At 44.2% G+C, this 25585-nt stretch carries 29 protein-coding genes; 11 read left to right on the top strand and 18 right to left on the bottom strand.

All coding sequences use genetic code 11. The features are described from left to right. Window positions 1–7: 7 nt before the first annotated feature. Window positions 8–1096 (bottom strand): ABC transporter ATP-binding protein, encoded by a 1089-nt coding sequence (locus A5883_RS02410; RefSeq protein ID WP_005228533.1) that lies wholly within the window; start codon window positions 1094–1096, stop codon window positions 8–10. Between the two features lie 16 nt (window positions 1097–1112). Continuing rightward, entirely contained in the window at window positions 1113–1655 is a 543-nt protein-coding gene (locus A5883_RS02405; RefSeq protein WP_015510239.1) for a helix-turn-helix domain-containing protein, read from the bottom strand. A 386-nt stretch (window positions 1656–2041) separates the two neighbouring features. Between A5883_RS02405 and A5883_RS02400 the strand changes: the two genes are divergently transcribed. From A5883_RS02400 to A5883_RS02385, 4 genes are read left to right on the top strand one after another with little or no spacing between them, the layout of a single operon-like run. Beyond that, window positions 2042–3031, top strand: a complete 990-nt coding sequence (locus tag A5883_RS02400; protein WP_086337942.1) for an acrylyl-CoA reductase family protein — start codon at window positions 2042–2044, stop codon at window positions 3029–3031. Next, the gene (gene coaB, locus A5883_RS02395) at window positions 3028–3777 is read left to right on the top strand and encodes a phosphopantothenate--cysteine ligase (RefSeq protein WP_086337941.1); all 750 of its coding nucleotides are present in this window, start codon (window positions 3028–3030) and stop codon (window positions 3775–3777) included. Before A5883_RS02400 ends, coaB begins: the two co-directional genes overlap by 4 nt. 31 nt (window positions 3778–3808) lie before the next feature. Next, complete coding sequence (coaC, locus tag A5883_RS02390) at window positions 3809–4366, top strand: phosphopantothenoylcysteine decarboxylase (RefSeq protein WP_005228528.1); 558 nt, start codon at window positions 3809–3811, stop codon at window positions 4364–4366. 2 nt (window positions 4367–4368) lie between these two features. Continuing rightward, complete coding sequence (locus tag A5883_RS02385; RefSeq protein ID WP_005228527.1) at window positions 4369–5013, top strand: ECF transporter S component; 645 nt, start codon at window positions 4369–4371, stop codon at window positions 5011–5013. 66 nt (window positions 5014–5079) lie between these two features. Here the strand turns inward: A5883_RS02385 and A5883_RS02380 are convergent, their stop codons facing one another. Continuing rightward, a complete protein-coding gene (locus A5883_RS02380) occupies window positions 5080–6300 on the bottom strand; it encodes a hypothetical protein (RefSeq protein WP_034869132.1) in 1221 nt (406 codons plus the stop codon). 116 nt (window positions 6301–6416) lie between these two features. Continuing rightward, window positions 6417–7301 (bottom strand): UDP-N-acetylmuramate dehydrogenase, encoded by an 885-nt coding sequence (murB, locus tag A5883_RS02375; protein WP_371875350.1) that lies wholly within the window; start codon window positions 7299–7301, stop codon window positions 6417–6419. A 222-nt stretch (window positions 7302–7523) separates the two neighbouring features. Between murB and A5883_RS02370 the strand changes: the two genes are divergently transcribed. Beyond that, on the top strand, window positions 7524–8276 hold the full coding sequence (locus A5883_RS02370; RefSeq protein ID WP_005234144.1) for an exodeoxyribonuclease III: 753 nt from the start codon (window positions 7524–7526) through the stop codon (window positions 8274–8276). 84 nt (window positions 8277–8360) lie between these two features. Further along, the gene (locus tag A5883_RS02365) at window positions 8361–8894 is read left to right on the top strand and encodes a 3'-5' exonuclease (protein WP_010749886.1); all 534 of its coding nucleotides are present in this window, start codon (window positions 8361–8363) and stop codon (window positions 8892–8894) included. Window positions 8895–8969: 75 nt separating this feature from the next. Here the strand turns inward: A5883_RS02365 and A5883_RS02360 are convergent, their stop codons facing one another. The 5 genes from A5883_RS02360 to A5883_RS02340 form a co-directional block, all read right to left on the bottom strand. Then, window positions 8970–9485: a GNAT family N-acetyltransferase gene (locus A5883_RS02360; protein ID WP_086337940.1), complete on the bottom strand. Its 516-nt coding sequence runs from the start codon at window positions 9483–9485 to the stop codon at window positions 8970–8972. Between the two features lie 16 nt (window positions 9486–9501). Then, the gene (locus A5883_RS02355) at window positions 9502–10026 is read right to left on the bottom strand and encodes a GNAT family N-acetyltransferase (protein ID WP_010749888.1); all 525 of its coding nucleotides are present in this window, start codon (window positions 10024–10026) and stop codon (window positions 9502–9504) included. Then, a complete protein-coding gene (gene tsaE, locus A5883_RS02350) occupies window positions 10019–10492 on the bottom strand; it encodes a tRNA (adenosine(37)-N6)-threonylcarbamoyltransferase complex ATPase subunit type 1 TsaE (RefSeq protein WP_010749889.1) in 474 nt (157 codons plus the stop codon). Before tsaE ends, A5883_RS02355 begins: the two co-directional genes overlap by 8 nt. Window positions 10493–10706: 214 nt before the next feature. Further along, window positions 10707–11690 carry a phosphate acetyltransferase gene (gene pta / locus A5883_RS02345; RefSeq protein WP_005228517.1) on the bottom strand — a complete coding sequence of 328 codons (984 nt, stop codon included), beginning with the start codon at window positions 11688–11690 and terminating at the stop codon, window positions 10707–10709. A 141-nt stretch (window positions 11691–11831) separates the two neighbouring features. Then, window positions 11832–12521: a uracil-DNA glycosylase gene (locus A5883_RS02340; RefSeq protein ID WP_016608882.1), complete on the bottom strand. Its 690-nt coding sequence runs from the start codon at window positions 12519–12521 to the stop codon at window positions 11832–11834. 132 nt (window positions 12522–12653) lie between these two features. On the opposite strand from A5883_RS02340, the gene A5883_RS02335 reads away from it, so the two are divergent. After that, entirely contained in the window at window positions 12654–13523 is an 870-nt protein-coding gene (locus A5883_RS02335) for a Cof-type HAD-IIB family hydrolase (RefSeq protein ID WP_086337939.1), read from the top strand. A gap of 39 nt (window positions 13524–13562) precedes the next feature. Beyond that, on the top strand, window positions 13563–14084 hold the full coding sequence (locus A5883_RS02330) for an LURP-one-related/scramblase family protein (protein WP_005228514.1): 522 nt from the start codon (window positions 13563–13565) through the stop codon (window positions 14082–14084). Between the two features lie 4 nt (window positions 14085–14088). Here the strand turns inward: A5883_RS02330 and A5883_RS02325 are convergent, their stop codons facing one another. Both A5883_RS02325 and gloA2 read right to left on the bottom strand, forming a co-directional pair. Further along, complete coding sequence (locus A5883_RS02325) at window positions 14089–14655, bottom strand: GNAT family N-acetyltransferase (RefSeq protein ID WP_005228513.1); 567 nt, start codon at window positions 14653–14655, stop codon at window positions 14089–14091. Between the two features lie 93 nt (window positions 14656–14748). Then, window positions 14749–15126 carry an SMU1112c/YaeR family gloxylase I-like metalloprotein gene (gloA2, locus tag A5883_RS02320; RefSeq protein WP_005228512.1) on the bottom strand — a complete coding sequence of 126 codons (378 nt, stop codon included), beginning with the start codon at window positions 15124–15126 and terminating at the stop codon, window positions 14749–14751. Window positions 15127–15262: 136 nt separating this feature from the next. On the opposite strand from gloA2, the gene nrdI reads away from it, so the two are divergent. Then, on the top strand, window positions 15263–15712 hold the full coding sequence (nrdI, locus tag A5883_RS02315) for a class Ib ribonucleoside-diphosphate reductase assembly flavoprotein NrdI (protein WP_005228511.1): 450 nt from the start codon (window positions 15263–15265) through the stop codon (window positions 15710–15712). A 41-nt stretch (window positions 15713–15753) separates the two neighbouring features. Next, window positions 15754–17403 carry a MutS-related protein gene (locus tag A5883_RS02310; protein WP_086337938.1) on the top strand — a complete coding sequence of 550 codons (1650 nt, stop codon included), beginning with the start codon at window positions 15754–15756 and terminating at the stop codon, window positions 17401–17403. Window positions 17404–17470: 67 nt separating this feature from the next. On the opposite strand, the gene A5883_RS02305 is transcribed toward A5883_RS02310, so the two are convergent. The 5 genes from A5883_RS02305 to A5883_RS02285 form a co-directional block, all read right to left on the bottom strand. Then, window positions 17471–19291 carry an LTA synthase family protein gene (locus A5883_RS02305; protein WP_086337937.1) on the bottom strand — a complete coding sequence of 607 codons (1821 nt, stop codon included), beginning with the start codon at window positions 19289–19291 and terminating at the stop codon, window positions 17471–17473. A gap of 192 nt (window positions 19292–19483) precedes the next feature. Continuing rightward, window positions 19484–20308 carry an ammonia-dependent NAD(+) synthetase gene (gene nadE / locus A5883_RS02300; RefSeq protein ID WP_010749896.1) on the bottom strand — a complete coding sequence of 275 codons (825 nt, stop codon included), beginning with the start codon at window positions 20306–20308 and terminating at the stop codon, window positions 19484–19486. Window positions 20309–20370: 62 nt separating this feature from the next. After that, window positions 20371–21837, bottom strand: a complete 1467-nt coding sequence (locus A5883_RS02295) for a nicotinate phosphoribosyltransferase (protein ID WP_086337936.1) — start codon at window positions 21835–21837, stop codon at window positions 20371–20373. Between the two features lie 248 nt (window positions 21838–22085). After that, a complete protein-coding gene (locus A5883_RS02290) occupies window positions 22086–22439 on the bottom strand; it encodes a DUF1827 family protein (protein ID WP_010749898.1) in 354 nt (117 codons plus the stop codon). Next, window positions 22426–23307: an HAD-IIB family hydrolase gene (locus A5883_RS02285; protein ID WP_086337935.1), complete on the bottom strand. Its 882-nt coding sequence runs from the start codon at window positions 23305–23307 to the stop codon at window positions 22426–22428. Before A5883_RS02285 ends, A5883_RS02290 begins: the two co-directional genes overlap by 14 nt. Window positions 23308–23421: 114 nt before the next feature. Here A5883_RS02285 and A5883_RS02280 point away from each other — a divergent pair, with 114 nt between their 5' ends. After that, window positions 23422–24195 (top strand): MerR family transcriptional regulator, encoded by a 774-nt coding sequence (locus A5883_RS02280; RefSeq protein ID WP_074535470.1) that lies wholly within the window; start codon window positions 23422–23424, stop codon window positions 24193–24195. A 61-nt stretch (window positions 24196–24256) separates the two neighbouring features. On the opposite strand, the gene A5883_RS02275 is transcribed toward A5883_RS02280, so the two are convergent. Together A5883_RS02275 and A5883_RS02270 are read right to left on the bottom strand one after the other, a co-directional pair. Further along, window positions 24257–25174, bottom strand: coding sequence for a LacI family DNA-binding transcriptional regulator (locus A5883_RS02275; protein ID WP_010749901.1), 918 nt, complete (start codon window positions 25172–25174; stop codon window positions 24257–24259). A 13-nt stretch (window positions 25175–25187) separates the two neighbouring features. After that, on the bottom strand, window positions 25188–25451 hold the full coding sequence (locus tag A5883_RS02270; RefSeq protein WP_005228502.1) for a hypothetical protein: 264 nt from the start codon (window positions 25449–25451) through the stop codon (window positions 25188–25190). Window positions 25452–25585: the final 134 nt, after the last annotated feature.

Genomic DNA, 25585 nt, shown 5'->3' with positions numbered 1-25585 from the left:
TTCCCTCCTAATCTTCGTAGCTCTCTAAACGAGCATCAAAATCTTCTTCGGACTCATTGAAACGCATGACGTGGATATCTTCTGGTTCAAAGGAAAGACCGATCTTGCTTCCTTCAGTGGCTTTTCTTGTAGAGTGAACCATCCACTCGTTGCCTTGTTCGTCGTAACAAATGATCTCGTAATGCACGCCTCGGAACAATTGCGTGTCTACTTCAACGACCAGCTTGCCTTTTTCCGCCGTCGTCAAATTCAAATCTTCTGGACGGATCACGATCTCAACAGCTTCATTCGGCCGCATCCCGCCATCGACACATTCAAATTGCTTGCCGACAAACTCCACTAAGTTGTCTTCGATCATCGTACCTGTGACGATGTTGCTTTCACCGACAAAATCCGCCACGAAATGGTTGATTGGTTCATCGTAAATATCCACTGGTGTGCCGCTTTGGACGATCTTCCCTTTGTTCATAACGAAAATCTCATCACTCATGGCCAACGCTTCTTCTTGGTCATGGGTGACAAAAATAAAGGTGATGCCTAGTCGCTGCTGCAATTCCCGCAGCTCGTATTGCATGTCGGTTCGCAATTTCAAATCCAATGCGGACAATGGTTCATCCAGGAGCAATACTTTGGGTTCATTGACGATCGCTCGTGCGATTGCGACCCGTTGGCGTTGGCCTCCTGACATTTCGCTGATTTCACGATTCTCATAACCAGGAAGCTGCACTAGCCGCAACGCTTCTAAGACTTTTTTATTCACTTCATCTTTTGGTAATTTTTTGATTCGCAGACCAAATGCCACATTTTCAAAAACGTTCATATGTGGGAATAAGGCGTAATCTTGAAAGACAGTATTCACTTGCCGTTGATTGGCAGGAACGTCATTGATTCTTTGTCCATCAAAATAAACGTCGCCTTCTGTTGCGTCCGAAAAACCCGCAATGATGCGTAAGATGGTTGTTTTTCCACAACCTGAAGGACCTAACAATGTATAAAAGCGACCTTCTTCAATATCAAAACTCACTTTTTTCAAAACTGTTTCATCATCATCAAATCGCTTCACCACATTGTTGAATGAAATTATTGTTTTTCCCACACTCTTTCCTCCTGTACTATAAATAAGAATCTGTCACGACTACAAGCACACGGCTTTTTTTGCCCGCAATATTTTTTAATTGATGCGGCTCAGTCGCCTGATAATAAATCGATTGGCCTTTACGAGCCTTGTACTGCGTTTCTCCTAGTGTCAAGGCCACACTGCCCTCTAAGACATAGATAAATGTTTCTGCTAACGATGGTTCAAAGGTCTTGTATTCGCCCGCTTTATCAAAGGTCAGCAAGACTGGCTCCATTTCTTTTTCATTGGAATCGGGAATCAGCCACTTCAATTCATAGCCATTTTCTTCATCATAATAAAGCGTGCTGTCTTCTTCGCGATAAACCACTTGATGCTGCGCATTTTCTTCTCGGAAAAATTCCTCTGGTGTCACGCCTAAAACTTCTAAGATCGTAAAAAAAGTTTCCATAGAAGGCGAACTCAAATCACGCTCCAACTGTGAGATATAGCCTTTCGTCAAATCGGTCCGCTCGCCTAATTCTTCTTGGGTCAAATTCTTTTGAACGCGCAAATTGCGCAGCTTCTCGCCAATCTCCATGTTCATTCCCCCTTTGATTGACACAACTTCAAATAAAAAAGTTTGCTATAAGTAAACTTCATGTTTAATTTCACTTTTTCTAGTATACAAATAATTGCAAAAAACACAAGCCTTTTTTCTTCATTTTTTTGAATTCTTTTCTCCCTGATCAAAAAAAGGAGTGACGCTAAACGCTTGTGTTATAAAGGAAACAATTGGCGGTCCCGGCATTTTCGCTTTTCAAAGGTTTAAAAGAACAACTTCTATTTTAACGAAGAAAAGGTAGATTTAATAATAATCTGTTTTTACTGATTTTTTGATAAGAAGACCTGCCTTTTCTTGCTTCACTGGTTAAAAAAATAAAACTTATGGTATTATGAGTACAAACCATCAAAGGAGTGTCTGAAATGACGAATTTCTCTACCTTTCGTGTCATGAATGAACCAAATTTTACTGCTTCACTCACAACTGCAACCCTTGACGAGCTGCCAGCAGGCGATGTGCTTGTCCGTGTTGATTACTCAGATGTCAATTACAAAGATGCCTTGGCAGCAAAAGAAAATGGCGGCGTGATCCGCACGTATCCGATGACGCCGGGAATCGATTTAGCAGGGGAAGTCGTGGACAGTCAGTCTGCTGATTTTGCCCCAGGCGACCAAGTCTTAGTGACAGGTTATGGCTTAGGGGTTTCTCACCCAGGCGGTTACAGTCAATTTCAACGGGTCCCAGCCGAGTGGCTCGTGAAACGTTCTGCTGGTTTTTCAGCAAAAGACAGTATGACCTATGGCACTGCTGGGTTCACAGCAGCTTTAGCAGTGCAAGAATTAGAACAGCTGCACTTAGCAAAAGACGCTGCTATTTTGGTGACAGGCGCTAGCGGTGGCGTCGGCAGTGTCAGCATTGCTTTATTGAAAAAACTGGGCTATACAAATATAGTGGCGCTATCTCGGAAAAACGATGCGCAATGGTTGTTAGACCTAGGCGCAGCAAAAATCATTAGTCCTGATGACGTGGTACCAGAAAAGGTCAAACCATTAGCAAAACAAACGTTTGCAGCGGTCATCGATACAGTTGGCGGTCCATTGCTTGCGGCAGTGCTTCCGCAAATCGCGTATGGGGGCGGTGCCTTCTTATGCGGCAATGCTGGTGGAATCAAAATCGAAACGACTGTCTTACCCTTTATTTTGCGTGGGATTCGCGTAATTGGGATCGATTCGGTCAATGTTTCCCATGAGATCCGCTCGGCATTATGGGAGAAATTAGCGGGTGAGTGGAATGTGATCGATCAGCTTTACACGAAAGCCATCACTTTGGAAGACTTGCCAGAAACATTGGCAGCTTTATTAGCTGGTACGCACCAAGGACGGACGATCGTTGAGGTGTCACAAGCGCAATGAGAATTTTGATTACGGCTGGCGGTACTTCCGAAAAAATCGATGATGTCCGTGCAATCACGAATCATTCCACGGGCTCACTTGGTCAAGCCATTGCCAAGGAATGGCTGCAATACCCTGAGGTGGCCATCGATTACGTTACGACGAAAACTGCCAAACAACCGCCGACCGATCCACGCGTTACCTGTCATTTCATTGAAGGGACCACGGACTTGTTGACGCGGTTGACCGATTTATTGACGACCCATTCGTATGCTGCTGTGATCCACAGTATGGCAGTCAGTGATTTCACCCCTGCTGCTCATTTTTCAGAAGCAGCGTTTTATGAAGCAATCAACGATGCCCTACCAGCTTATGACAACCAGGTCACTCCGGCATTGATGGCACATGTGCTCTCACAATCTGAAACAACGGCAGGCAAAGTTTCTTCCAATACTGATCATTTGTTTTTAGTGTTGAAGAAAACCCCAAAAGTGATCCAAACCATCAAAGCATTACAGCCGACAACCTTATTAGTCGGATTCAAATTATTAGTAGACGTAGCGGAAGTCGAGTTGTTTGCGGTCGCACGAAAAAGTCTGCTAGCTAGCCAAGCGGATTATGTGTTGGCCAACGACTTGACGCAAATTTCTGGAAACCAGCATGTCGGACACCTTTTGACACAAGAAGGACAAATCGGGACTGGCCGCACAAAAGCTGAGATCGCAACCTTGATCGTTGACACATTACGCAATGACCTGCGTGCTTAGCTAGATGTTTTTTAGAAAAGGAGAAAGAAACATGAAACAAAAACACGTTCTGCTTGGCGTCAGCGGCAGTATCTCTGCATACAAAGCAGCCGACCTAACCAATGAATTAACCAAAAAGGGCTATGCAGTGGATGTCTTAATGACTCAAAACAGCACACAATTTATTACGCCTTTGACGTTACAGTCATTATCCAAACGCCCGATCCATGTAGATGTTATGCAAGAACGTCAACCAGATCGGATCAATCATATTGAACTAGCCAAACAAGCCGATCTTTTCTTGCTCGCCCCAGCTAGTGCCAACAGTATTGGCAAGCTGGCGCATGGGATAGCCGATGATTTGATCTCAACAGTTGCCTTAGCGTTGCCGTTATCCGTGCCCCGCTTGATTGCGCCAGCCATGAATACCGTCATGTACGAAAACCCGATTGTTCAAAGAAATTTGGGGATTTTGAAAGAAGTCGGCTTCCAAGAGATTGAACCCCGTGAAGCGTTACTGGCTTGCGGTGATTTCGGCAGAGGCGCATTAGCAGCAACAGAAACGATTCTCGAAAAAGCATTGACTGCTTTGGAAGTACGGAGTGTCTAACAATGAAAAAAATATCAACTTTTGAACTTGTCTTAACAGCTTTCTTTTTAGGAATCTTGATTCTTTTAGCATCGGTTCCCTTTCTTGGGTTTATTCCCTTAGGACCAATAAATGCGACAACGATGCACATTCCTGTGATCATCGCTTCCATTGTATTAGGCCCTCGGATCGGCGGCTTTTTAGGCGGCGCCTTTGGGATCATCAGTATGGTGCGTTCGACCTGGATCATCACCCCGCTTTCTTTTGTCTTCTCCCCTTTCGTACCGATTTATGGGAGTGATCAAGGAAGCTGGAAAGCGATCCTCGTAGCGTTGATTCCTCGTATTTTGATTGGTGTCGTTCCTTACTTTGTGTACAAAGGCTGTCAAAAAATCTGGAAAAACAAACAGCAAAGTCTTTCGCTACTGATTGCTGGTGTCGCTGGAGGCTTGACGAATACGATCCTGGTAATGAACTTGATCTACTTCTTGTTCCAGCAAGAATATGCGGAGGTTGTGGGGAAAGCTGGCAATGCTGTCTATGCAGCGATTTTAGGTGTAATCTTCGCCCAAGGTGTACCTGAAGCCATTGTAGCGGGAATCGCCACGATGGCAGTTGGAACCGTCCTTTTACGCTTAGTCATGAATCGCAAAAAAAATCGTATCTAAAAAAATAGCGACCGCCCAAAGTTAGCTTTTTGGCTAACTTAGGCGGTCGCTTCCCTTTTGAGTGTCTTATAAACTTTGTGTCACTTGGAGTGCTTCGACAAGCTCTTGATACTGCTCTTGGGTCAAATACTCTTCATAAAATGTCAGATAATCATCGATATCTGCTTGGGTCAAATAAGGCAGCTCTTGCTTGATTTGCAGCAGCAGTTCTTCAAACTCCTCATCCGTCAGCATATAAGAAGACCAATCATCGGTTTCATCATAGCTATCCCAGTACTCATCATCATAATCATTTTCATACCCATCGTCATAGCTGTCATCCCAACCATAATCATAGGGAGAAAACAATTCTTCTGGGTCAATCAATTCTTCCGCTGTAGGGATTGCAACAGCAGTATCACTTTTCTTCCCTGTAAAAGTCACCGTGGCTCCGATAGTGGTTTGCAGCTCATCCGCTTGCACGAAGTGAAAAGCCATTTTCTGCTGATTTGTTTTCGTATTGACGGTCATGGTTAAGTCAAACTGCTCGACTTCTTCCAACATCGTTTCTAATTCGGCGACTTGCTTTTGATCGGCGCCGTGTTCTTGGGCATAATCTGCATAATCTGCCAATTCTTCTTTGGTAAACGTGTGGCTGATCGTATCTCCATCTCTTTTGAAAGCATCCGGTTCAAAGGTTTTCAGATAGTCTGCAAATGTCTCATTATGAAAAAGACTGTTCATGGTAAAGAGGTTTTCAGGCTCTTTTTCTGCTTCGGTTGTCCCCTCGCCGTCCTCTGCAAAAGTTCCTTCGCCAAAGTAAGAATCTAAGGTTTCTTGATCGATGCGCAGGTATTTGCCTTCATATTCCGCAGCGTCTGGTTTTGTCCCATAACTGTCACTACCAAATGCGCTGATATACCCTTGCAGTGTTTCATAGATTTCAGCTGACACATACGCTTCTTGTTTTTCTGGATCGACGATCAGCTTGATCGGCAGCTCCTGCCCCCCAAAAGCGACTGCCAGATTGAGTAAAATCGCTTTGGTTTCTTTGTCCTGGACGAAGTCCCCTTTAAATGACGAGCCGACTAACTGTGACATCAACATAGAGGCATACCTATCGGCTTCTTGACCGTATTCGCTGCTGCTGCCCATCTCAAAGGTATCGATCGTCGCTTGGAATTCACCAGCATTCGCTGCTTGCTGATTCGTCAACTGTTCGGCAAACTGTTCTTGCGGTAATTTCGTACAACCGCCGAAAAGAAAGGCGAACCCAACAAACAAAATGACGCGTCCCCACTTTTTCATCCTGCTCACTCCTTTTCGTTTATTGTACCGAAGACTGAGAAAGCTTACAAACCTAAGCTCTTTTTTATCAGCTCTCATAAAAAAAGACTGCCCCTCGGGACAATCTTTTCGCTAATCTATTCTTCGCCGATGATTCGGACTTCTGTTTCTAAGGTGACATCAAAGGTTTCTTTGATGACTTGTTGGATATGAGCGATCAGTTCAACGTAATCCGTTGCAGTGGCTTGATCGACATTCACGATAAAGCCCGCATGTTTTTCCGAAATTTGGGCTCCGCCCCATTTCAATCCTTGTAAGCCTGCATCTTGGATCAGCTTTCCGGTAAAATGACCGACTGGACGTTTAAAGACACTCCCACAAGAGGGGTATTCTAGCGGTTGCTTCAATTGCCGCAATTCTGTCAGTTCATCCATCCGCTTTTTGATTTGCTCTTGATCGCCTTTTGCTAAATCAAAGCGACTGCTTAAAATGATCATCTTTTGCTCTTGTAATTTGCTATGACGATAAGCAAATTCCATTTCTTCCTTGGTATAAGTCACGATTTGACCATTAGCCAGCAAAACGTCGCAGGACGCAAAGACATCTTGGATCTCGCCATCATAGGCGCCAGCATTCATAAAGACGGCACCGCCGACACTGCCAGGAATCCCGCAGGCAAATTCAAAACCAGTCAACGATTCATGCAAAGCGACATAGGTGGTATCGATCAACTTTGCTCCAGCATCGACGATCAAAGAAGTGCCGTCCACCACGATTTGGTTCATTTCTGATAGCATGATCACCACGCCACGAATACCACCGTCACGGACGATCAAGTTGCTGGCATTTCCTAAGACGATCCAAGGAATCGCTTGTTCTCGGCAATAATCAAGCAGCTGTTTGGCTTCATCTGCTGTTTTGGGAAAAGCCAAAATGTCTGCCGGCCCACCAGTTTTTGTATACGTATAGTTCAATAAGGGTTCATCTTTTAATAAGGCAATTTCAGGGAATTGCGCAATCATCAAGTCTTTATTCACGAGAAGGTTTCCTTTCACAATAAACATCTCACTTATTTTAGCATGTTCAAGGAAAAGTTGCTACCTCTGGTGAATATGATCTTCAACCAATCCCCCCTCTTGAAGGCAAGCATTCCTCCTTGTTTTCCTCATTCCGCTCACTTGCTTTGCGCTTCTGGCTTTTTTAGGTAAAATGGGAGGCGTAGTGGAAAATAAGGAGGAGTCTCAATGAAATTTATTTCTTGGAATGTGAATGGTTTACGGGCCATCGTTAAAAAAAATTTTTCTGAAGTGTTTGAAGCCCTCGATGCTGATTTCTTTTGTTTACAAGAAACAAAGCTGCAAGAAGGTCAGATTGAATTGGATTTACCAGGCTATCATCAATACTGGAATTATGCGGAGAAGAAAGGCTATTCTGGCACAGCAATTTTCGCAAAAGAACCTGCACTATCGGTCCGTTATGGATTAGGAATCGAAGAACATGATACGGAAGGTCGCGTCATCACGCTGGAGTATCCTGAATTTTTCTTGATTACTTGCTACACACCGAATTCCCAAAATGAATTGCGCCGCTTGGATTATCGCATGACTTGGGAAGATGCCTTTTTGGCTTACTTGACTGAATTGAAACAACAAAAGCCAGTGATTCTCTGCGGTGATTTGAATGTTGCCCATAAAAATATCGACATCAAAAATTGGAAAACCAATCAAAAAAGTGCTGGGTTTACACCTGAAGAACGGGAAAAGTTTTCGACTCTTTTGGCTGCTGGCTTTACCGATACGTTCCGCTATTTCTATCCAGATGCAGAAGGTATTTATTCTTGGTGGAGCTACCGTTTCAACGCTCGCAAAAACAATGCTGGCTGGCGCATCGATTACTTTGTCGTTTCGGATGACTTAAATGAGCGCTTGCTAGACGCCAAGATCCATACAGATATCATTGGTAGTGACCATTGTCCGGTTGAACTGGATCTCAACTAACCGTAAGAAAACTTCAGTTTTTCTTAACGTTTGTTCGCTTTTCATTCTTTGATTTTGTGCTAGAATGGCAATGAGGTGAGTCTGATGAATTTTATCGCAATGGACTTTGAAACAGCAAATTATCAAAAGCATAGTGCCTGTTCCCTTGCACTAGTCATGGTACAAGATAGCAAAATCGTGGGCGAATATTACACATTGATCCAACCGGAAACGGAATTTTTTTGGAAAAACATTCAAATTCATGGCATCCGTCCAGAAGATGTACAAGAAGCGCCTAAGTTTCCTGACGTATGGAAACAAATCCAACAATATTATCAACTGAACAGTTTGATCGTTGCGCATAACGCTGGTTTTGATACTGGAGTTTTGGCGGGATGTCTTGATTATTATGGGTTGTCACAACCAAATTATCTTTCCTTATGCACGGTGCGAACGAGCCGCAAGCTGTATCCAGAATTTACGAACCACAAATTAAACACGGTTTGTGAGCAATTACAGATTCCTTTACTAAACCACCATGATGCACTAGAAGATAGTCGGGCATGTGCCCAAATCTTATTGCGTCAAGAAGAAGAATTTGGTATCGATCCATTAAAAAAATTGGTTTTAGTCAAATAAATAAGAACGTGCGTCCTAAAGTCAGCATTGCGCTAGCCTTTAGGACGCACGTTTTCATTTAAGGAAGGATTCATTTTAAGTCAGATCGATCCAATAATGACAGATTATAGCGCCATCTTCAGGATCAATGACTTTTTCTGTCAATTTACCACCGTTGTTTTCAATGACTTTGGCGGAGGCGCGATTGGCTTCTTCACAGGTTACTAACACGTTGTTCAAGCCAAATTGTTTGGCCTTTACCAATGACTGTGCCAACATTGCCGAGCCGATGCCTTGATTTCGATGGTCTGGGTGCACTGAATACCCGATGTGTCCGCCAATTTGGCGCAAATACGCATTAAGTGTCAGACGCAGATTCAAGAGACCGACCACTTTTTGATCTTGGATAGCCAGATAGGTACGGGCGGGAACGAATCCTTCTGGTACCGTTTCTGCTGTTTTAAAATCCACCAATCCCTCTAGCCAGTCTTTGGCTGTCGGACTTTCTACAAGTCCTGCCCCACCATGGATGACTTCTTGATTCTTCTCGAAGGCTTGCCGATACGCTTCGATTTGATCGCAGTCTGCGATCGTCGGTTCCCGAAACTCCATTTCCTTCACTCCTTTTTTATGATTCAAAAAGACGTGCCATCATCAAGACGTCAACTTTTTGCCCCTCGCGGGTTTGCACCGCTTCTTTCATACAGCCTTCTGTTAAAAAACCAAATTTTTGATACAGATGGATCGCCCGTAAATTTCTCGCTTGAACGGTCAACTCGATGCGGGTCAATTCGCCAACTTCTACTACCCAGTCCAGTAATTCTTCAATCAGGAGCGAACCTAAGCCTAAGCCCCAATAGTCTTTTAAAATCGAGATACCGATCTCCCCGACATGGGCTAATTGCCACTCTTCATGGCCTTTGACTGATGCCATGGCGATCAATTGTTCTTGATCAAATGCCAACAACAGCAAATAGTCGTCCCGTTCATAGATAGCGTCCAGCTGTTCTGCCAATAAGGCTTCTGGCAACGCCAAGCCGCTTTCGTCCATCAAAAGAAAATCCGTTTCTTCTCCTAGCTGTTGACTGACTGCTAACACAGCTTTGGCATCAGCACCCGTGGCTTCTTTGATCTGTAATTGGATCTCACTCATGGGCTGCCTGCCATTTTGTTGTGATCCGTTGCAAAAAGGCGGTTGCTTTGGTGCCATATGCATGACATTTCACAAGACGTTTTTGTTCATCTGTATCATCTTTTTCCAAAATCAGTTCTAAATAATCCTCTGGCAGGGAGGCTTCTAAGAGATTGCCCCATTCGATCACACACAAGCCATCCCCTTCGAAATAATCATCCAGTCCTAAATCTTCTGCACCGTATTCCACCCGATAGACATCCATATGATAAAGCGGTAGCCGCCCATTGGTATATTCACGAATGATCGTATAGGTCGGACTTTTGATCAGTTGCTCGATTCCTAGCCCCAAGGCGATGCCTTTCGTCAAGGTTGTTTTGCCAGCACCTAAATCGCCCGTCAATACCAGATTATCCCCTGGCTCGGCTGCCTCTCCAATGATTTTTGCAAATGCTGCGGTTGCTTCTAAGTCGTTAATGGTAAACATAGTCCCCATCCTTTGATCAATCTAATTTACTAGTTGCTAGTATAGCTTGTTTTTCAAGGAATTGTAAAGAAGGAGCTTAGGGAAAATTTCCCGACGATCACTGGATCGTTGCTTTTGCGCACACTTCCTCCTTTGCTGCCCTCAACTTTCCAAGAGCAAAACAAAAAACTGACCCTCAAGGGATCAGTTTTTCATAAGTGCAGCGATTGGCTGCTTATTTTTCCATTAGTGTTTGTGCCGCAGTAATGATTGATAATTTGTAGACATCTTCTTCATTTGAACCACGAGACAAATCAGAGATTGGTTTGTTCAATCCTTGTAAGATTGGTCCAATCGCTTCAAAGTTACCGAAACGTTGGGCGATCTTGTAACCAATGTTTCCTGATTGTAAATCTGGGAAAACAAAGACGGTTGCTTTACCTGCTACTTCAGATTCAGGAGCTTTCAATTGCGCAACTGCTGAGATATACGCAGCATCGAATTGCAATTCTCCATCGATTTGGTATTCTGGTGCCAATTCTTTGGCGATTTTTGTTGCTTCAACGACTTTATCTACTTCTGGTGCTTTCGCAGACCCTTTCGTTGAGAAGCTTAACATAGCAACTTTTGGATCGATTTCAAATAATTCAGCGGTTTTCGCTGAGTCAACAGCGATTTCTGCCAATTCTTGTGCAGTTGGGTTTACATTGATGGCACAGTCTGAGAACAAGTATTTTTCTTGGTCACGACCACGAACCATTAAGAAAGCACCACTTGTACGGCTCACACCTGGTTTTGTTTTGATGATTTGTAAAGCGGGTCTTACTGTATCACCCGTAGAATGGATCGCTCCTGAAACCATTCCTTCAGTAATGCCCATGTAAGTCAACATTGTACCGAAATAGTTGACATCTTTTAAGATTTCTTCTGCTTGTTCTTTCGTTGCTTTGCCGTTGCGGCGTTCCACAAAAGCTTCAACCATTTCATCCCAACGATCATAATTTTCAGGATCTAAAATTTCAAAGTTTGATACGTTGATTCCGCGAGCTTCCGCTGCTTTTTCGATTTCAACCGGGTTACCGATCAAAACAGGTTCAATTAATTCTTCTGAACGTAAACGGCTAGCAGCACCTAGGATACGAGGATCTGTTGCTTCAGGAAAAACGATTTTGATATGACGACGCACGATTTTAAATTTTAAACTTTCGAATAATTCCACGGGTAAAGACCTCCAGTTTTTTTATACCCTTCCATTGTACAATAATTGCGAAAAAAAGAACAGATAAAAATCCTGTATTAGTCGATTATTTTAAATATCGTTACCTTTTTCACAAGTTTACTCATTCTAAATAACACAGTTTTACAACTGTGTTATTTTTTCTGGCAACGCCCAGGAAATCGGTTCTTCTCCTAACGCCAGCAATGCTTGATTGATCTTAGAAAAAGGCTTCGAACCAAAGAATCCTCGATGCGCTGATAACGGACTTGGATGAGGCGCTGTTATAATAATATGTTTGCTAGTATCTAGCAAAGCGGCTTTCTTTTGGGCGGGTTTGCCCCAAAGCACAAAAATGACCGGTTCTTCTCGTTGATTCAATTTTTCGATGATCGTATCAGTCAGCTGCTCCCAGCCATGCCCGTGATGTGAATAGGCTTGCCCTTCACGTACTGTCAACACGGTATTCAACAATAAGACCCCTTGTTGCGCCCAAGGTACGAGATAACCGTGGGACACAGGTGGAATCCCTAAGTCATCAGCTAATTCTTTGTAAATATTCCGCAACGAAGGCGGTATTTTGACCCCCGGCTGCACGGAAAACGACAGTCCGTGGGCTTGGTGAGGCCCATGATAAGGATCTTGACCTAAGATGACAACTTTTACGTCATGGTATGGCGTCAGTTTTAAGGCTTCATAAATATGATCCATCGCTGGATGGATCGTTTGCTGGGCATATTCTTGTTTCAAGAAAGCCCGCAGTTGTTGGTAGTACGGCTGCTCAAATGATTCCTGCAATTGTTCTTGCCAATCATTGTCCAATAGTCGTTTCATGGCGAATCTCCTTTGTTTTCTTCTAGGATAACAAATCCCTCCCCTTAGAAACAAGAATTACTCTTCGAAAGAAAAAAAATGCGCGATTTATGGTACACTATTTGTAGAAACGATTAAGAAAGGACGCTGACAATGATCAAATTAATTGCTTCTGATATGGATGGTACGCTTTTAAATGCTAGTATGCAGATTTCAGAAGAAAATATCCAAGCAATCAAATATGCCCAATCCAAAGGAATCGAATTTATGGTCGCAACTGGCCGTAACCGCAAAGAGGCTTTGCCGCCGCTGCAAGAAGCCGGGATCGACTGTGCAATGATCACCTTGAATGGTGCCCAAGTCTACGACGAAGCGGGTAATTCATTATTTACTGTGCCGATCAGCCATGAACAAACTCGTTCGTTGATCGACCTACTCAAAGAAAACGACATCTATTTTGAGATCTCCACGAGCAACGGGATCTATTCGGAAAGCCAAACACGTCGGATCGAAAATTTTGCGATCCACACGGCAGAAGCAATGCCCCATTTAACCCATAAGATGGCGATTGCTATGACAGCAGCCCGTTTGGAATTTTTACCGATCAATTATGTCGATGATTTCAGTGAGTTGTTTTCGATCGAAGAATTAGAATTTTTGAAAGTGATCTGCTTCCATCAAGATGGTGCGCGGGTATTGGGTCCTATCACGAAAATCATCGATGGGTACGGCGATCTAGTGGTGACTTCTTCTGGACAAAACAATATTGAGATCAACCACCGAAACGCGCAAAAAGGAATCGCAGTGGCGCATGTCGCTAAAGATCGGATGATCTCACTGGCGGAAGTGATGACGATCGGTGACAACTTAAATGACGTAAGTATGCTGCAACTGGCAGGCGTTAGTTTTGCAATGGGAAATGGCGAGTTAGAGGTAAAAGAAGCCGCGAAGTATTTGACGGACACCAATATTGAGTCTGGTGTCGGCAAAGCGATCGTTCGGGCAATTGATGAAAATCTTTAAATCACGCAGCTTTTTGGGGATACATGAGGAGGCGTAAGTATGTCAGAATTTTTCATCCAAGACAGACAACTTAGCAGAGTCACACGCACCATTGTCAAAGATGAAACAGGCAAATCACTGTTTTTAATGGTGGGCCGTTGGGGAACTAAGGGCGATGCTCTTTCCCTTTACCGCTTGAATGGGCAAATGGTTGCTAGTATCAAACAAATCAGTTTTACTTTTGGTACGCGCTTTGAGATCTACAAAGACTTTGAGAAAGTCGGTACACTGCAGAAAATCTTTAACTGGCCGGGTGATTTCTACTATATCCAGCAGCTTCACTGGGCGGTCCACGGCGATATCTACAATCATCGCTATGGGATCCATCATTTCAATAAAAAGATCATGGAAATGGATAAGGCGACCTTATTGACGGGGGATTATTATGTACTGGATGTCGTTGATGATCGGGATGCACCGGTCTGCATCTGTATCGCTGCCGTCATGGATTACTGGCTGTACAATCGGCACCGCAAGAAAGACCATCCTCTTGAGCTTCGACTAACAAATGGAACCAGCTGAAAAATCAGCTGGTTCTTTTTTGCATATGGTCGTATAGGTGGCCACTGATCTCTCTTTGGGCCACGACTTCAAAGCCATGCTTTTCATAGAGCCGCTTCGCATGGGGATTTGCTCGGTCAACACTCAAGCCGATCACCTCATAGCCATCTCTAGAAGCAATTTTCGGCAACGCTTCTAATAAGGCTGAGCCGACACCTTTGCCGCGAAATTTCTCAGCCACACAGATGGTATCTAAGTACCATTCATTTGGTAAGGTTTCTTCATCGATAAACAGCTTCATGTCTTTACTCAAACCGTACTGTTCCAGCACTTTATCTAGAGGCTGATCGATCGTCGCCTCTTCTTTGTCTGGGTATCCAAAGGCGACCCCAGCAACCTCCCCGTCGATCTCATTGACCAACGCACGGCGAAAGCCGTAACGATAGTCGGGTTCTAGCATGGCATCTGCCAAGATCTCTAAGGTCTTTGCTTCACCGATCTCTTTGACAAACGGCAATTCCATATCCTTTAAAATGACTAAAACGAGTTCAGCCATGACAAAGCGATCTTCTTTTTTTGCAAATCTTATCACGTTTTCTCCTCCTTACTTCTATACATAGAATAACAATTCTCTCAAGAAAAACCAAGTTGAATCGACAAAGGATCCACACAAAGTTTTCCTTATTTATTCATGCAATTCCAACGGCAAGCCGTCCGGATCTTGGAAAAAGGTCATTTTCTTATTCGTAAAGGTATCGAAACGAATCGGTTCACACGCAATTCCTTTGGCGGCTAACTTTGCCACGACTGCTTCAATATTTTCCACCGCAAATGCCAAATGTCGCAAGCCAGCTGCTTCGGGGAAACTTGGTCTTGCTGGTGGGTTTTCCACCACAAACAGTTCTATTTCTGATTCCCCAAAGCGCAGGTCGATTTTTACATCTTTCTTTTCTGGGCGCGCATGTTCACGAATCACTTCAAAGCCTAATTTCTCTACATAAAATTCTTTGGTCTGCTGGTAATCACTGGCGATGATCGCCACATGATGCATTTTTGAAAACATTATTGCCACTCCTTTGTATTGGACTCCTCTCTCAGTTTAAAGCCTTTGGCTGCATTTTACTAGAAAAGACTGCCGAAGTTCTCCTCTTTTCATAAATGGTTTCTGTTATACTAGAAAGCGGAAGGTGATGAAAAAAATGAAACTACTTTATATTTCAATCTCTGGAAATACCCGTGCATTCGTCAACCGCTTGTTGGCCTATGCGGATCAGCAAGACACTCCGAGTACTTGGGAAGCCAAAGAAATTCATGACAATAGTGTCTTTGAACAAGAAGACGAACCTTATGTGGTTTTTGTCCCTACCTATTTAGAAGGTGGAAATGGCGTCGATAACGGCGATCAGGAGATTCTCACAGAAACCATGCGGGAATACATTGACTATGAAAACAACGCAGCTCTTTGCTTAGGCGTGATCGGCAGTGGCAACAAAAACTTCAATTATCAATATTGCTTGACCGCAAAGCAATATGCGGAGCAATTTTCGATCCCGTTCTTAGCGGATTTCGAGCTGCGAGGCACGACCCAAGATATTGAACGGATCTATGCTTGTTTGAAAGAAATCGATCCTGCCCACAGCAACACTTAACTTTAGCCAGCATTCATTAGCCATTAGGAGGACTTTTGCATATGGAACCACAAACGATGGTCATTTTGATCATACTCGCCAGCATTCTCATCTTGACCGCATTAGATATCTGGAATCGATACAAAGTACGCCGTTACGTTCGGCTTGCTTGGGGAAAGCTTCCCCGTCAGCCCCGCTTTGATAAAGAAGCGAGTTTGAAAAAGGCTTGGCTGACTGAGAAGAAGTTTCACGATTTTGATAGCGAGGTCGATGACATCACTTGGTATGACTTGGATGGCTTTTCGTTGTTTGAGTCCATTAATCTGACGTTTTCCAGTGTTGGTTCAGAAGCGTTGTACCAGCAGTTACGCAATTTTCGCTTCAGGACGGACAAACAGCTGACCAAATTGATCGACTTTTTTGCTGCTGACAGTGCTGCACGCGAACAATCCCAATATACGTTTGCTCGTTTAGGAAAACAAGATGATAATTTTTCGAAAGCCTACTTGGCCAATGAAGCGGCGCAATCGATCGGTTCTCTGCCTTTCTTTGTCTTTTTAGGTGTGCTGCCGTTAGTCGGCATCTTGCTGCTCCTGCTGGGGTTTGTCCAAGGCATCCTGTTGACGTTGGTCAGTGTCGTTTTCAATACGATCTATTACTCCATCAAAAAAGCCAAGCTGGAAACAGAACTGAACAGCATGCGCTATTTGGTTCAAACGATTGCCTGTGGCAGTCAGATCGCTAAAATCAACACGCCCCTCCAAGATGAGATCAAACAATCCTTGGCACCATTAAAAAAGATCACTCGTTTCGCTTTCTCGTTTCGTGCCAAAAACGGCAGCGAAGGAGATATGTTGTTTGAATACATCAATATCATTTTTATGCTGCCGTTTATTTCCTATCAAACGGTCACTACTACCCTGGCAAAGCACCAACAAGCAGCCATCGATCTGTGGAATTTGCTGGGAAAATTGGAAGTCGCAGCCGCCATTTTAAATTTTCGCACGTATATGCCCATCACTTGCCTACCGACCTTCCAAACAAGCGGAGGTGTACAAGCAACGGGTACGTATCACCCGCTTCTAAGTGAAGCAGTCATGAATGATGTTGCTTGGACCCACAATACCCTCGTGACTGGCTCCAATGCCTCGGGCAAATCGACGTATGTCAAAAGCATCGCCATCAATTGCATTTTGGCACAAACGATCCAGACAGCAGTTGCCGAAACTTTTACGATGGTTCCCGGTCACGTCATTACCTCGATGGCTGTTGAAGATGATTTATTTGAAGGCGACAGCTATTTCGTGGCGGAGATCAAATCCATCAAACGCCTGCTAGACACCGTTGCCACGAACCAGCGCTGCTATTGTTTTGTTGATGAGATTTTAAAAGGAACCAATACGGTGGAACGGATCGCTGCTTCTGCCAGCATCATCCATTGGCTGCGAGCCTACCCATCATTGGCATTTGTCGCCACTCATGATATTGAGCTGACTGAAATATTGAAAAATGACTGCTGCAACATCCATTTTTCTGAACAAGTCACGGAAGATGACGGCATCTCCTTTGATTACAAGGTCAAATCCGGTCCTGCCTTGAGCCGCAATGCAATCGCCCTCTTAAAAGTCATGGGCTACCCTGAAACGATCGTTCAAGACGCCTATGCCGCCGCCAATGATTTTGATCAAAACCGTAAATGGCAGGATTTATAACTTCATACAAACAAAAGCGCCTTATCCTGTGACTAACACTGGGATAAGGCGCTATTTTACGTTTCAGTTAGTCAAACAAACCAGTCGTTAAACTGTATTGCTCTCCTTGTAACACATCGTATTGGATCAAATTGTAGGCATCATAGATTTCTTGGGCTTCTTGATCCAATGCAAGGGTCGTCTGCCATTGCCCGCCTTGATAGTATTGACCCATTTCAAAAGCTGGCAGCTCATCTTGCAAGGCCAATAACAACTGGTAAAACCCGCTCGTTGGTTGGTCACTGGCTTCTAATAGGTTCGGCGCAAAGTAAAAGGGACTTGTTACAGGTACATCTTCTGGGGCAAAATTTCCTTGCGAATCGACCATCAAAAACTCCGTTTCATGCAGGGCAGCCGTTTCATTTTGCTCCTTGATCTCATCGGCATAAATGCCTGGTAAATGATCCCCCCAAAAGACGACCAGCGTTCGCCGATCCAGCTGTTCTAATTCAGCTACAAAGTTTTTCAATGCTGTACTGCTGTAGGAGATATCCTGCAGGTAGTTTTCCAAAGAAGCCATATTGCCCGGACCGCTTGCTTGGTAAGTCAAGGTATCGTATTTACCAGCATACGGCATATGGGTCTGCATCGTCACTAAATGGACAAATTGCGGTTGCTGATCGTTTTCCAACAATGCCAGCACTTCTTTGTAGGCCGCCTCATCAGAAATATAAGGATTATTTTCGATTTTGTCGGTATAGGTCATCGTCTCTTGATCGATAAACTGTTCAAACCCCATCACGCCATAGACATCCTTGCGTTTGTACATCGATGTATCGTAAGGATGGATCGCCGTTGCCGTATACCCGGACTGTTCCAAGAAAGAAACCAAGGATGGCAGTTGCGTCAATTTCGGCACCAGCATCGTGTAAGGCGTTGTCATCTGTGGATTCAATAGGCCCATGGCAAAACCAGTCAACGCTTCAAACTCGATGTTTGCCGTACCGCCCCCATAATTTTGCGAAAGCATTTTTCCACTGATGGTTTGATCAGCGACGTGGTAATAGTCTTTCAACGGATCGCCGGTGATCGACAAGCCATTTAAATGGCTCGGGTCGGAAAAGCTCTCGCTCATCACATAGACGATATTTGGTGCTTCACTTTCACGGTCTTGATTTTTCTCCGCAGCCTGTGCATTGTAGGTGTCCGCAATCGCTTGGATCGCTTCTTTTGAATACCCCTCAGGCTTCGTCATGGCATCTACCCGCAGGTTGTACAAAAACCCACCGATAAATCCCGTATTGTAGTAGTTCATTTTTTGTGAATACGGAATCCAGAGCGCCGTCTGATTGTAGGCTTTGCGTAAAAGGTTGTTGCTGTCATTGAAGTGAGAAACATAGACTAAGCCCAGCGAGCATACGACCAGCACCGCTCCTCGCATCACTTGCAAACGCAGGTTTAATTTGCGGCTGCGATAGATACTCCAGCCGATTGCCCCGATCGCCGCCAGAGCGAAGAGGATGGCTACGAAAAAGGCGCCATTGCCGATCATGGTTCGTAGAAGGTCGAATTGAGTGACCATCTTTAAATCATCGGGATAGATTGGTTCTTGGCGATAGACCATCTTTGTGTGGTTGGCATATCCTAAGATTCCGATGACGACACTATAAAAGACGCCTCCGATCAGTACCGAACCTGCCAAGCTGGCAAACACCCCATACACCAGCAGTAGCACCCCACAAGCCAAGAAAAACTTTGCTGTATGCCACGAAAAGGCAAATTTCAGAGCTAATTCAACGGAAAGATTGTTTTGACACCATTGCAAATATAAATTACTGAAAATGATCAACAGGACGATGGCGATGCCTTTTAATGCGATCTTCAGATAAGGATGGATATTTATTTTCACGAAGGAACATTCCTCCTTTTCTACACGTTCTAGGTACCCTCGTATTTTATGCTTTCGAGGCAAGAAAGTAAAGCCGAGGTAAGAAGCTTTTGTTATTTTTAAAGAAAGCAAGCCTCATAAAAAAAGAGTCTAAGGTTTCTTGCCCCCTAGACTCTTCTTTCTATCCGAATGGAACTCAATCATTGGTTTCGTTTATTTCCAAAAATCATCAAAAATCGTGACTGGCAAGTGGCGTTTGTGTTGCGTTTTGTTCCACCAGTTTTCAATGGTTTGTTGGGCTTCAGCCGAAATTTCCTTGCCTTCTAAATAGTCATCGATGTCGTTGTAGGTCACTCCTAAAGCTGCTTCATCTGCCACTAAAGGTTTGCCATCTTCCAAGTCCGCAGTTGGGACTTTTGTATACAACGCTTCTGGCGCGCCTAAGTATTGCAAGAGTTGACGGCCTTGGCGTTTATTCAAACGAAACAGTGGTAAAATATCGGCTCCGCCATCCCCGTACTTCGTAAAGAAGCCGGTGATGTTTTCCGCAGCATGATCTGTTCCCAGAACAGCCCCTGCTTTTTCACCCGCAATAGCATATTGCGTGATCATCCGTTGACGGGCTTTGATATTGCCTTTGTTAAAGTCGGAAACCGCTAACCCTGCTTCTTCCACCGCTTGTACTTGCGCATCGACGGCGGCTTTGATGTTTACCCGCAGCTCAATGTCTGGTTGGATAAACGCTAGTGCTTTTTTGGCATCTTCTTCGTCTGCTTGTTCCCCATAAGGTAAGCGTACCCCTATGAACTGATAGTTAGGATTCCCAGTTTCGCTGCGCATTTCCTCCATCGTCAATTGCGCAAGCCGTCCAGCTAACGTCGAATCTTGTCCACCACTGATCCCCAAGACAAACGTATGCAAGAACGGATTCTTTTGCAGATACGCCTTTAAAAAATCAATACTCTTACGAACTTCTTCTTTCGGGTCGATGGTCGGTAAGACTCCTAATTCTTTGATAATTTCTTGTTGCATGGTCATAGAAACGCCTCCTCTTATTTTTTGAAGCAGCTGACTGATCCTAGGACCAGCGCAGTTGCGGATTACAAAATCGCGCCATTGGTTTGTTTGCGTACTTTTTCAATCGTGCGCATTTTATGATCCCAGCATTCTTGCGAAAGATCGACTGGGTATTTCTGTGGATTCAAGTCACGTTTGTACTCGTCCCAAAGGGAATCCAAGCAATTCGTCGCATAGGCTTTGATGTGTTCTAAGTCAGGCACTTGATACACTTGCTGGCCATCCACAAAGATGTCTTGCAATAATGGTCGCGCATCAAAGTTCGTCACTGTTTTGTTGATAAAGGTATGAACAGGATGGAACATGAACAGTTCGTCTTCTGCTTGTGGATTTTCTTCCCATAGCGTGACATAATCGCCTTCTGACTTGCCGTCAGATTTACGGGTGATCCGCCAAACTTGTTTTTTCCCAGGAGTCGAAACCTTTTCAGCATTGCTGGATAATTTGATGGTGTCGATCATTTCTCCCTGCTCATTTTCGATGGCCACCAGTTTATAAACCGCGCCTAATGCCGGTTGATCGTAAGCGGTGATCAGCTTGGTGCCGACACCCCACACATCGATTTTCGCCTTTTGCATTTTCAAGCTTAGAATCGTATTTTCGTCTAGATCATTGGAAGCATAGACTTTGGCTTCCGTGAATCCCGCTTCATCCAGCTGTTCACGGACTTTTTTCGAGATATACGCCATATCGCCGCTGTCGATTCGCACACCTAAGAAATTGATCTTATCCCCCATCTCTTTGGCCACACGAATCGCATTTGGCACACCTAAGCGCAATGTATCATAGGTATCGACTAAGAATACGCAATCTTTGTGGGTTTGGGCATACGCCATAAATGCATCATAGTCATTGCCGTAGGATTGCACGAGGGAATGGGCGTGGGTTCCGCTGGCTGGGATGCCAAAAATCTTCCCTGCCCGCACATTACTCGTCGCATCTGCTCCGCCAATATAAGCCGCTCGGGTCCCCCAAACGGCTGCATCCAATTCTTGTGCCCGCCGTGAACCAAATTCCAACAAGGGATCCGTGCCGATCACGGATTTGATGCGGGCCGCTTTCGTGGCGATCAGTGTTTGGAAATTGACCATATTCAGTAACGCCGTTTCGATCAACTGTGCTTGTGCCAACGGCCCTTCTACTTGAATGATCGGTTCATTGTTGAAGACTAAATCGCCTTCTAAAGCAGAACGAACGGTACAAGCAAACTTGAACTCCTTTAGATACTCTAAAAAGGCTTCTGGATAGCCACCGATTTCTCGCAAGTAGGCAATATCCGTTTCTGAAAAGGATAAATCGTTCAAATAGTCGATCAATCGTTCCAGACCGGCAAAGATCGCATAGCCGTTTTCAAAAGGCATGTCACGGAAATAGCATTCAAACACCGCATTACGATCGGCTCTGCCTAACTCCCAATAGGTTTGCATCATGTTGATTTGGTAGAGATCGGTGTGCAGCGTCAAGCTGTCATCTTTAAATAATTTCTGCATGTTCTTACTCCCTCTAGCTTACTTCTTCTCATTATAGCAAAAAAAACACAAAAGACAGAAAATCTTGTTTTTTCAAAAAAAAGTTGGGTTTTTGCTAGTAGAAGGCAATCCATCTGAGAACAAATTGCTCAAAAGCATGGGTCAGCCTCCTACTTATTGGCGCATCATTCCTGCGCGCGTGTAAGGTCGCCCCTTTGTTCAACGTTTGATTGCTCTTGCAACGTGCATGTCCCAACTTCTTTCAACTACTATTCTTTCACAGGCAATTGAACAAGAATGACATCTTTCCTCGGTTTAGAAAAGGTGATGCCTCTTGCTTCCATTTCTTTACGAATATTAACATTGACGGTCACGTCTTTGCGATCGACCTTCAGCAAACGATGAATCGCTGTGTCGACTTCTTCCCGACTGATTTTCTTTTTATTGTTGATCAATACTAAAGAAATCGTATCAAAACTATCCACATAGAGAATCTGCGTCCGATCAAGCGAGTACAATTTATAGTATTTGATCGCTATTTTGTCGAATAGATACTTGGAGATGTTCGGGTAAAAAGTTTCCATATTTAGATTTTGGTTTACTGGGGTTTCAATCAACTTCATGCACAACATCCTCTCTCGAAACTAATTCTGTTAAAATAAAGCGGCCAACACCGCCGTCTTCCGCGCGCTCAATGGTTCGATCACAAACTGCTTTGATCGCTGGGCTGGCATTTGCTACAGCCAAAGAAACATCCACCGCTTCAAACATCGCAAGGTCATTTTCACCATCACCGATCCCGTAGCTTTTGGCAGCGGGAAAAGCTTCTAAAAAGGAACGGATCGCGGCACCTTTGGTCGCCAATGGATCAACGATCTCCAGTGTTTGGACAAAGGATTGAAAAATCGCAGCCGTTTCTGATTGGATCATCTCCCGTAGCCGTTCTCTTTTTTCGTCTGACGCTTCCATCAGTTCGATTTTGATGACCTTTATCTCTGGATGTTCCTTCATAAACTGCAGCACGTCGTCTTTATGAAGACATTCGTTGTAAAAGAACTCATATTTGTAGTCAGCGATGATTTGTCCTCGCTCCCCTAACTCCGCGAGTAACTGCTTGCGGCTTTCTTGAAACTGCGCTTCATACAAATGCGCTTGTGGGGAAATGATGCCATGGTCAGTATGTAAGAAATAAAAAACCTCTTCTGTTTCTAAGATACCAATCACTTGCGCCAATGTCTTATAGGGCAAGGTATGCGTCAAAACAGGCGCTTCTCCTTTTACCATCAGACCAGCGCCGTTTCCAAAAATCACATCGCAGGAAAGGCCTTCTTCCGCCATCATATCTTGAACAAGCTCAAATCCTCGCCCTGTGACAAACACAAAGTGATCCCCTTGGGCTTGCAAACAACGGATGGCTTCTTTATTGATCTCATGAATCGGGTGCCCCATTTCTTGGAACGTCCCATCAATATCAGAAAAAACTATTTGCATCTTATCTTCCTTTCTTTGTTATAATTATAGCACATTTTAAAAAACGCAAAAAAATTTTCTTGACTTTGTCGTTACGTCAACCTTTAGGATACAGGTGTAAGGAGGGAAAAGCCGATGGAATATACGATCAGTGCCTTAGCTAAACTGTCAGGAGTCAGCAGCCGTACCCTGCGGTATTATGATCAGATCAAGTTGTTACAACCGCAACGCACCAACTCAGCTGGTTACCGTATCTACGGGAGACAGGAAGTCGATCGCCTACAGCAGATTTTATATTTTAAGTCTTTTGGGCTGTCATTAGAAACGATCCGCGGAATCTTGGATGAGCCACAAGAATCGATCCAAACGGTCTTGTTGCAGCATTACCAACAGCTTTTACAAGAGCGAGCAGCCCTGGACAGTCTTTTGACCACCTTAGCGCAAACAATTGATTATTATGAAGGAGAAAAGACGATGACCGATCAAGAGAAATTCCGTTATTTTAAGGAACAAAAAATTCGTGAAAACGAAGCGAACTACGGTGCCGAATTACGAGAAGCCTACGGTGAGGAAATCATCGAACAAAGCAACCAAAAGTGGCAGCAGATGACCCAAGTCGATTATCAAGCACTGACCGACAACGAAAACCGCTTGTTGCAGCTGATAAAAGAGCTATTGAATGAAAAGGAAGGGAAACGAATCCCTTCTGACAAAGCCGAAAAGGCTTTTGCTGCGCATCAAGCATGGCTTAAGCAAGCAGCGCCCTTTTACTCAGCAGAATATCACCGATCTTTAGGAGAAATGTACGTTCAAGACGAGCGTTTTACCGCCTATTACGATCAAAAAGCAGGCGTCGGCAGCGCGCAGCTGTTGAAACAGATCATTGACCATTACACCAAATCCCATTAAAAAAACGATGCGCAAGCACTGCCCGCTCAGGGGCACTGTTTGCGCATCGTTTCGTCTGTAGCTATCGTTTGATGAACTCATAGGGCATGCGATAGTTGCCGCTTTTTTCCATTACCGCCAATTGGACGGCGGTCTCCCCGCAAGCTTGCAAGTGATGATCGATCGTTGAAAGCTGCAGCAGCTCGCTGATGTATAGATTGTCCCGTCCAATCACGAGCCATTCTCCCGGCGCCTGCGACTGGATCCCAGCAGCAACATGATCCCCATTGGTGAAAATCGCTTCGACTCCTTTATCTGCAAAATAAGCAGCCGCTTCTTTTCCATCTTCTTCCGTCAAACAATCCCAAAAAATCAAGTCTTCGGAAAAGGTCGAAAAATAGTCATGAGCCAAACGGACCGTGATTTTTGAATTGCTGCTGAGCTTGCGGCTACGTCCCAATGTCACGCCGATTTTCTGGATGCCTTGTTCCTTAAAATACGTGAAGACCTCCTTGATCGATTCCTCTCGATCGATATAAGTGCAGCCGTCAGTCAAATACGAGATATTTTCACAAAAGACGATGCGTCCGTATGAACGATAAGGCAATAAGGTTTCGATCGGATTCGCCCGCGAGGTAATGATCAAAGCATCAAAGCTTTTCGCCGCAAATTCTTGCAAATATGCTTCCTCTACTTGCGGATCATAGTTCGTGGCTAAAAGCGTCACCTTATAGCCACGAGCAAACGCTGCTGTCGTGATGCCGCTCAATAATCGATCAAAATAGGGATGATTGACAAACGGTAGGATCACGCCGATGTTTTTGGTTTTGCCGACACTTAATGCCCGCGCCGTGTAATTCGGAATATAGTTGACCTCTTCCATGACAGCCAGGATCTTACGACGCTTTTCTTCACTGACATAAGGATTGTTATTAATGACTCGTGAAACCGTTGAGACCGAATAGCCGGTCAAGCGTGCAATATCCCGAATGTTTGCCATGACTCACTGCTCCTTAAACGAATAATTGTTCTTTCATATAGTCTATCACACTTAGCCCACATGTATAAAATTCATAGTAATCGTTGTGATGGATAAATCCGATGCGCTGAGACCCGAAGTGTTCATCACACGTCAAGTGACTGATCTCATCCACAGGAATTTCTACTAACCGTTCTTGAAAGAACCCTTTTGGCTTCGTCAATACCAGTTGTTGTCCATCAAATGCCAACGTCACATAACAACATTCCGCACCATTTTTCTTCATGTATGTATTCATGTTTCCATCCCGCCTTCCTTTTTATAAATCAAGCATACTGTATGAAACGCGTCTCAGAGCAAGTCATTTGTTTCACTTTTTGACAAAAACCGATCGCCCTTCATGTGAATCACTTCGCATATTTTGCTTTTGTT

The organism is Enterococcus sp. 5B3_DIV0040 (assembly GCF_002140755.1).
Taxonomy (GTDB): Bacteria; Bacillota; Bacilli; order Lactobacillales; family Enterococcaceae; genus Enterococcus_D; species Enterococcus_D casseliflavus.
The sequence above is the reverse complement of the archived record's forward strand: the minus strand, read 5'-3'. Positions and strand labels throughout refer to the sequence as shown.

Bases quoted from the DNA above. Each gene is read 5' to 3' on its own strand.
- A5883_RS02405 (WP_015510239.1), bottom strand. From the start codon at position 1,655: ATGGAGATTGGCGAGAAGCTGCGCAATTTGCGCGTTCAAAAGAATTTG.
- A5883_RS02400 (WP_086337942.1), top strand. From the start codon at position 2,042: ATGACGAATTTCTCTACCTTTCGTGTCATGAATGAACCAAATTTTACT.
- coaB (WP_086337941.1), top strand. From the start codon at position 3,028: ATGAGAATTTTGATTACGGCTGGCGGTACTTCCGAAAAAATCGATGAT.
- coaC (WP_005228528.1), top strand. From the start codon at position 3,809: ATGAAACAAAAACACGTTCTGCTTGGCGTCAGCGGCAGTATCTCTGCA.
- A5883_RS02385 (WP_005228527.1), top strand. From the start codon at position 4,369: ATGAAAAAAATATCAACTTTTGAACTTGTCTTAACAGCTTTCTTTTTA.
- A5883_RS02380 (WP_034869132.1), bottom strand. From the start codon at position 6,300: ATGAAAAAGTGGGGACGCGTCATTTTGTTTGTTGGGTTCGCCTTTCTT.
- murB (WP_371875350.1), bottom strand. From the start codon at position 7,301: ATGATTGCGCAATTCCCTGAAATTGCCTTATTAAAAGATGAACCCTTA.
- A5883_RS02370 (WP_005234144.1), top strand. From the start codon at position 7,524: ATGAAATTTATTTCTTGGAATGTGAATGGTTTACGGGCCATCGTTAAA.
- A5883_RS02365 (WP_010749886.1), top strand. From the start codon at position 8,361: ATGAATTTTATCGCAATGGACTTTGAAACAGCAAATTATCAAAAGCAT.
- A5883_RS02360 (WP_086337940.1), bottom strand. From the start codon at position 9,485: ATGGAGTTTCGGGAACCGACGATCGCAGACTGCGATCAAATCGAAGCG.
- A5883_RS02355 (WP_010749888.1), bottom strand. From the start codon at position 10,026: ATGAGTGAGATCCAATTACAGATCAAAGAAGCCACGGGTGCTGATGCC.
- tsaE (WP_010749889.1), bottom strand. From the start codon at position 10,492: ATGTTTACCATTAACGACTTAGAAGCAACCGCAGCATTTGCAAAAATC.
- A5883_RS02340 (WP_016608882.1), bottom strand. From the start codon at position 12,521: ATGAAACGACTATTGGACAATGATTGGCAAGAACAATTGCAGGAATCA.
- A5883_RS02335 (WP_086337939.1), top strand. From the start codon at position 12,654: ATGATCAAATTAATTGCTTCTGATATGGATGGTACGCTTTTAAATGCT.
- A5883_RS02330 (WP_005228514.1), top strand. From the start codon at position 13,563: ATGTCAGAATTTTTCATCCAAGACAGACAACTTAGCAGAGTCACACGC.
- gloA2 (WP_005228512.1), bottom strand. From the start codon at position 15,126: ATGTTTTCAAAAATGCATCATGTGGCGATCATCGCCAGTGATTACCAG.
- nrdI (WP_005228511.1), top strand. From the start codon at position 15,263: ATGAAACTACTTTATATTTCAATCTCTGGAAATACCCGTGCATTCGTC.
- A5883_RS02310 (WP_086337938.1), top strand. From the start codon at position 15,754: ATGGAACCACAAACGATGGTCATTTTGATCATACTCGCCAGCATTCTC.
- nadE (WP_010749896.1), bottom strand. From the start codon at position 20,308: ATGACCATGCAACAAGAAATTATCAAAGAATTAGGAGTCTTACCGACC.
- A5883_RS02295 (WP_086337936.1), bottom strand. From the start codon at position 21,837: ATGCAGAAATTATTTAAAGATGACAGCTTGACGCTGCACACCGATCTC.
- A5883_RS02290 (WP_010749898.1), bottom strand. From the start codon at position 22,439: ATGAAGTTGATTGAAACCCCAGTAAACCAAAATCTAAATATGGAAACT.
- A5883_RS02285 (WP_086337935.1), bottom strand. From the start codon at position 23,307: ATGCAAATAGTTTTTTCTGATATTGATGGGACGTTCCAAGAAATGGGG.
- A5883_RS02280 (WP_074535470.1), top strand. From the start codon at position 23,422: ATGGAATATACGATCAGTGCCTTAGCTAAACTGTCAGGAGTCAGCAGC.
- A5883_RS02275 (WP_010749901.1), bottom strand. From the start codon at position 25,174: ATGGCAAACATTCGGGATATTGCACGCTTGACCGGCTATTCGGTCTCA.
- A5883_RS02270 (WP_005228502.1), bottom strand. From the start codon at position 25,451: ATGAATACATACATGAAGAAAAATGGTGCGGAATGTTGTTATGTGACG.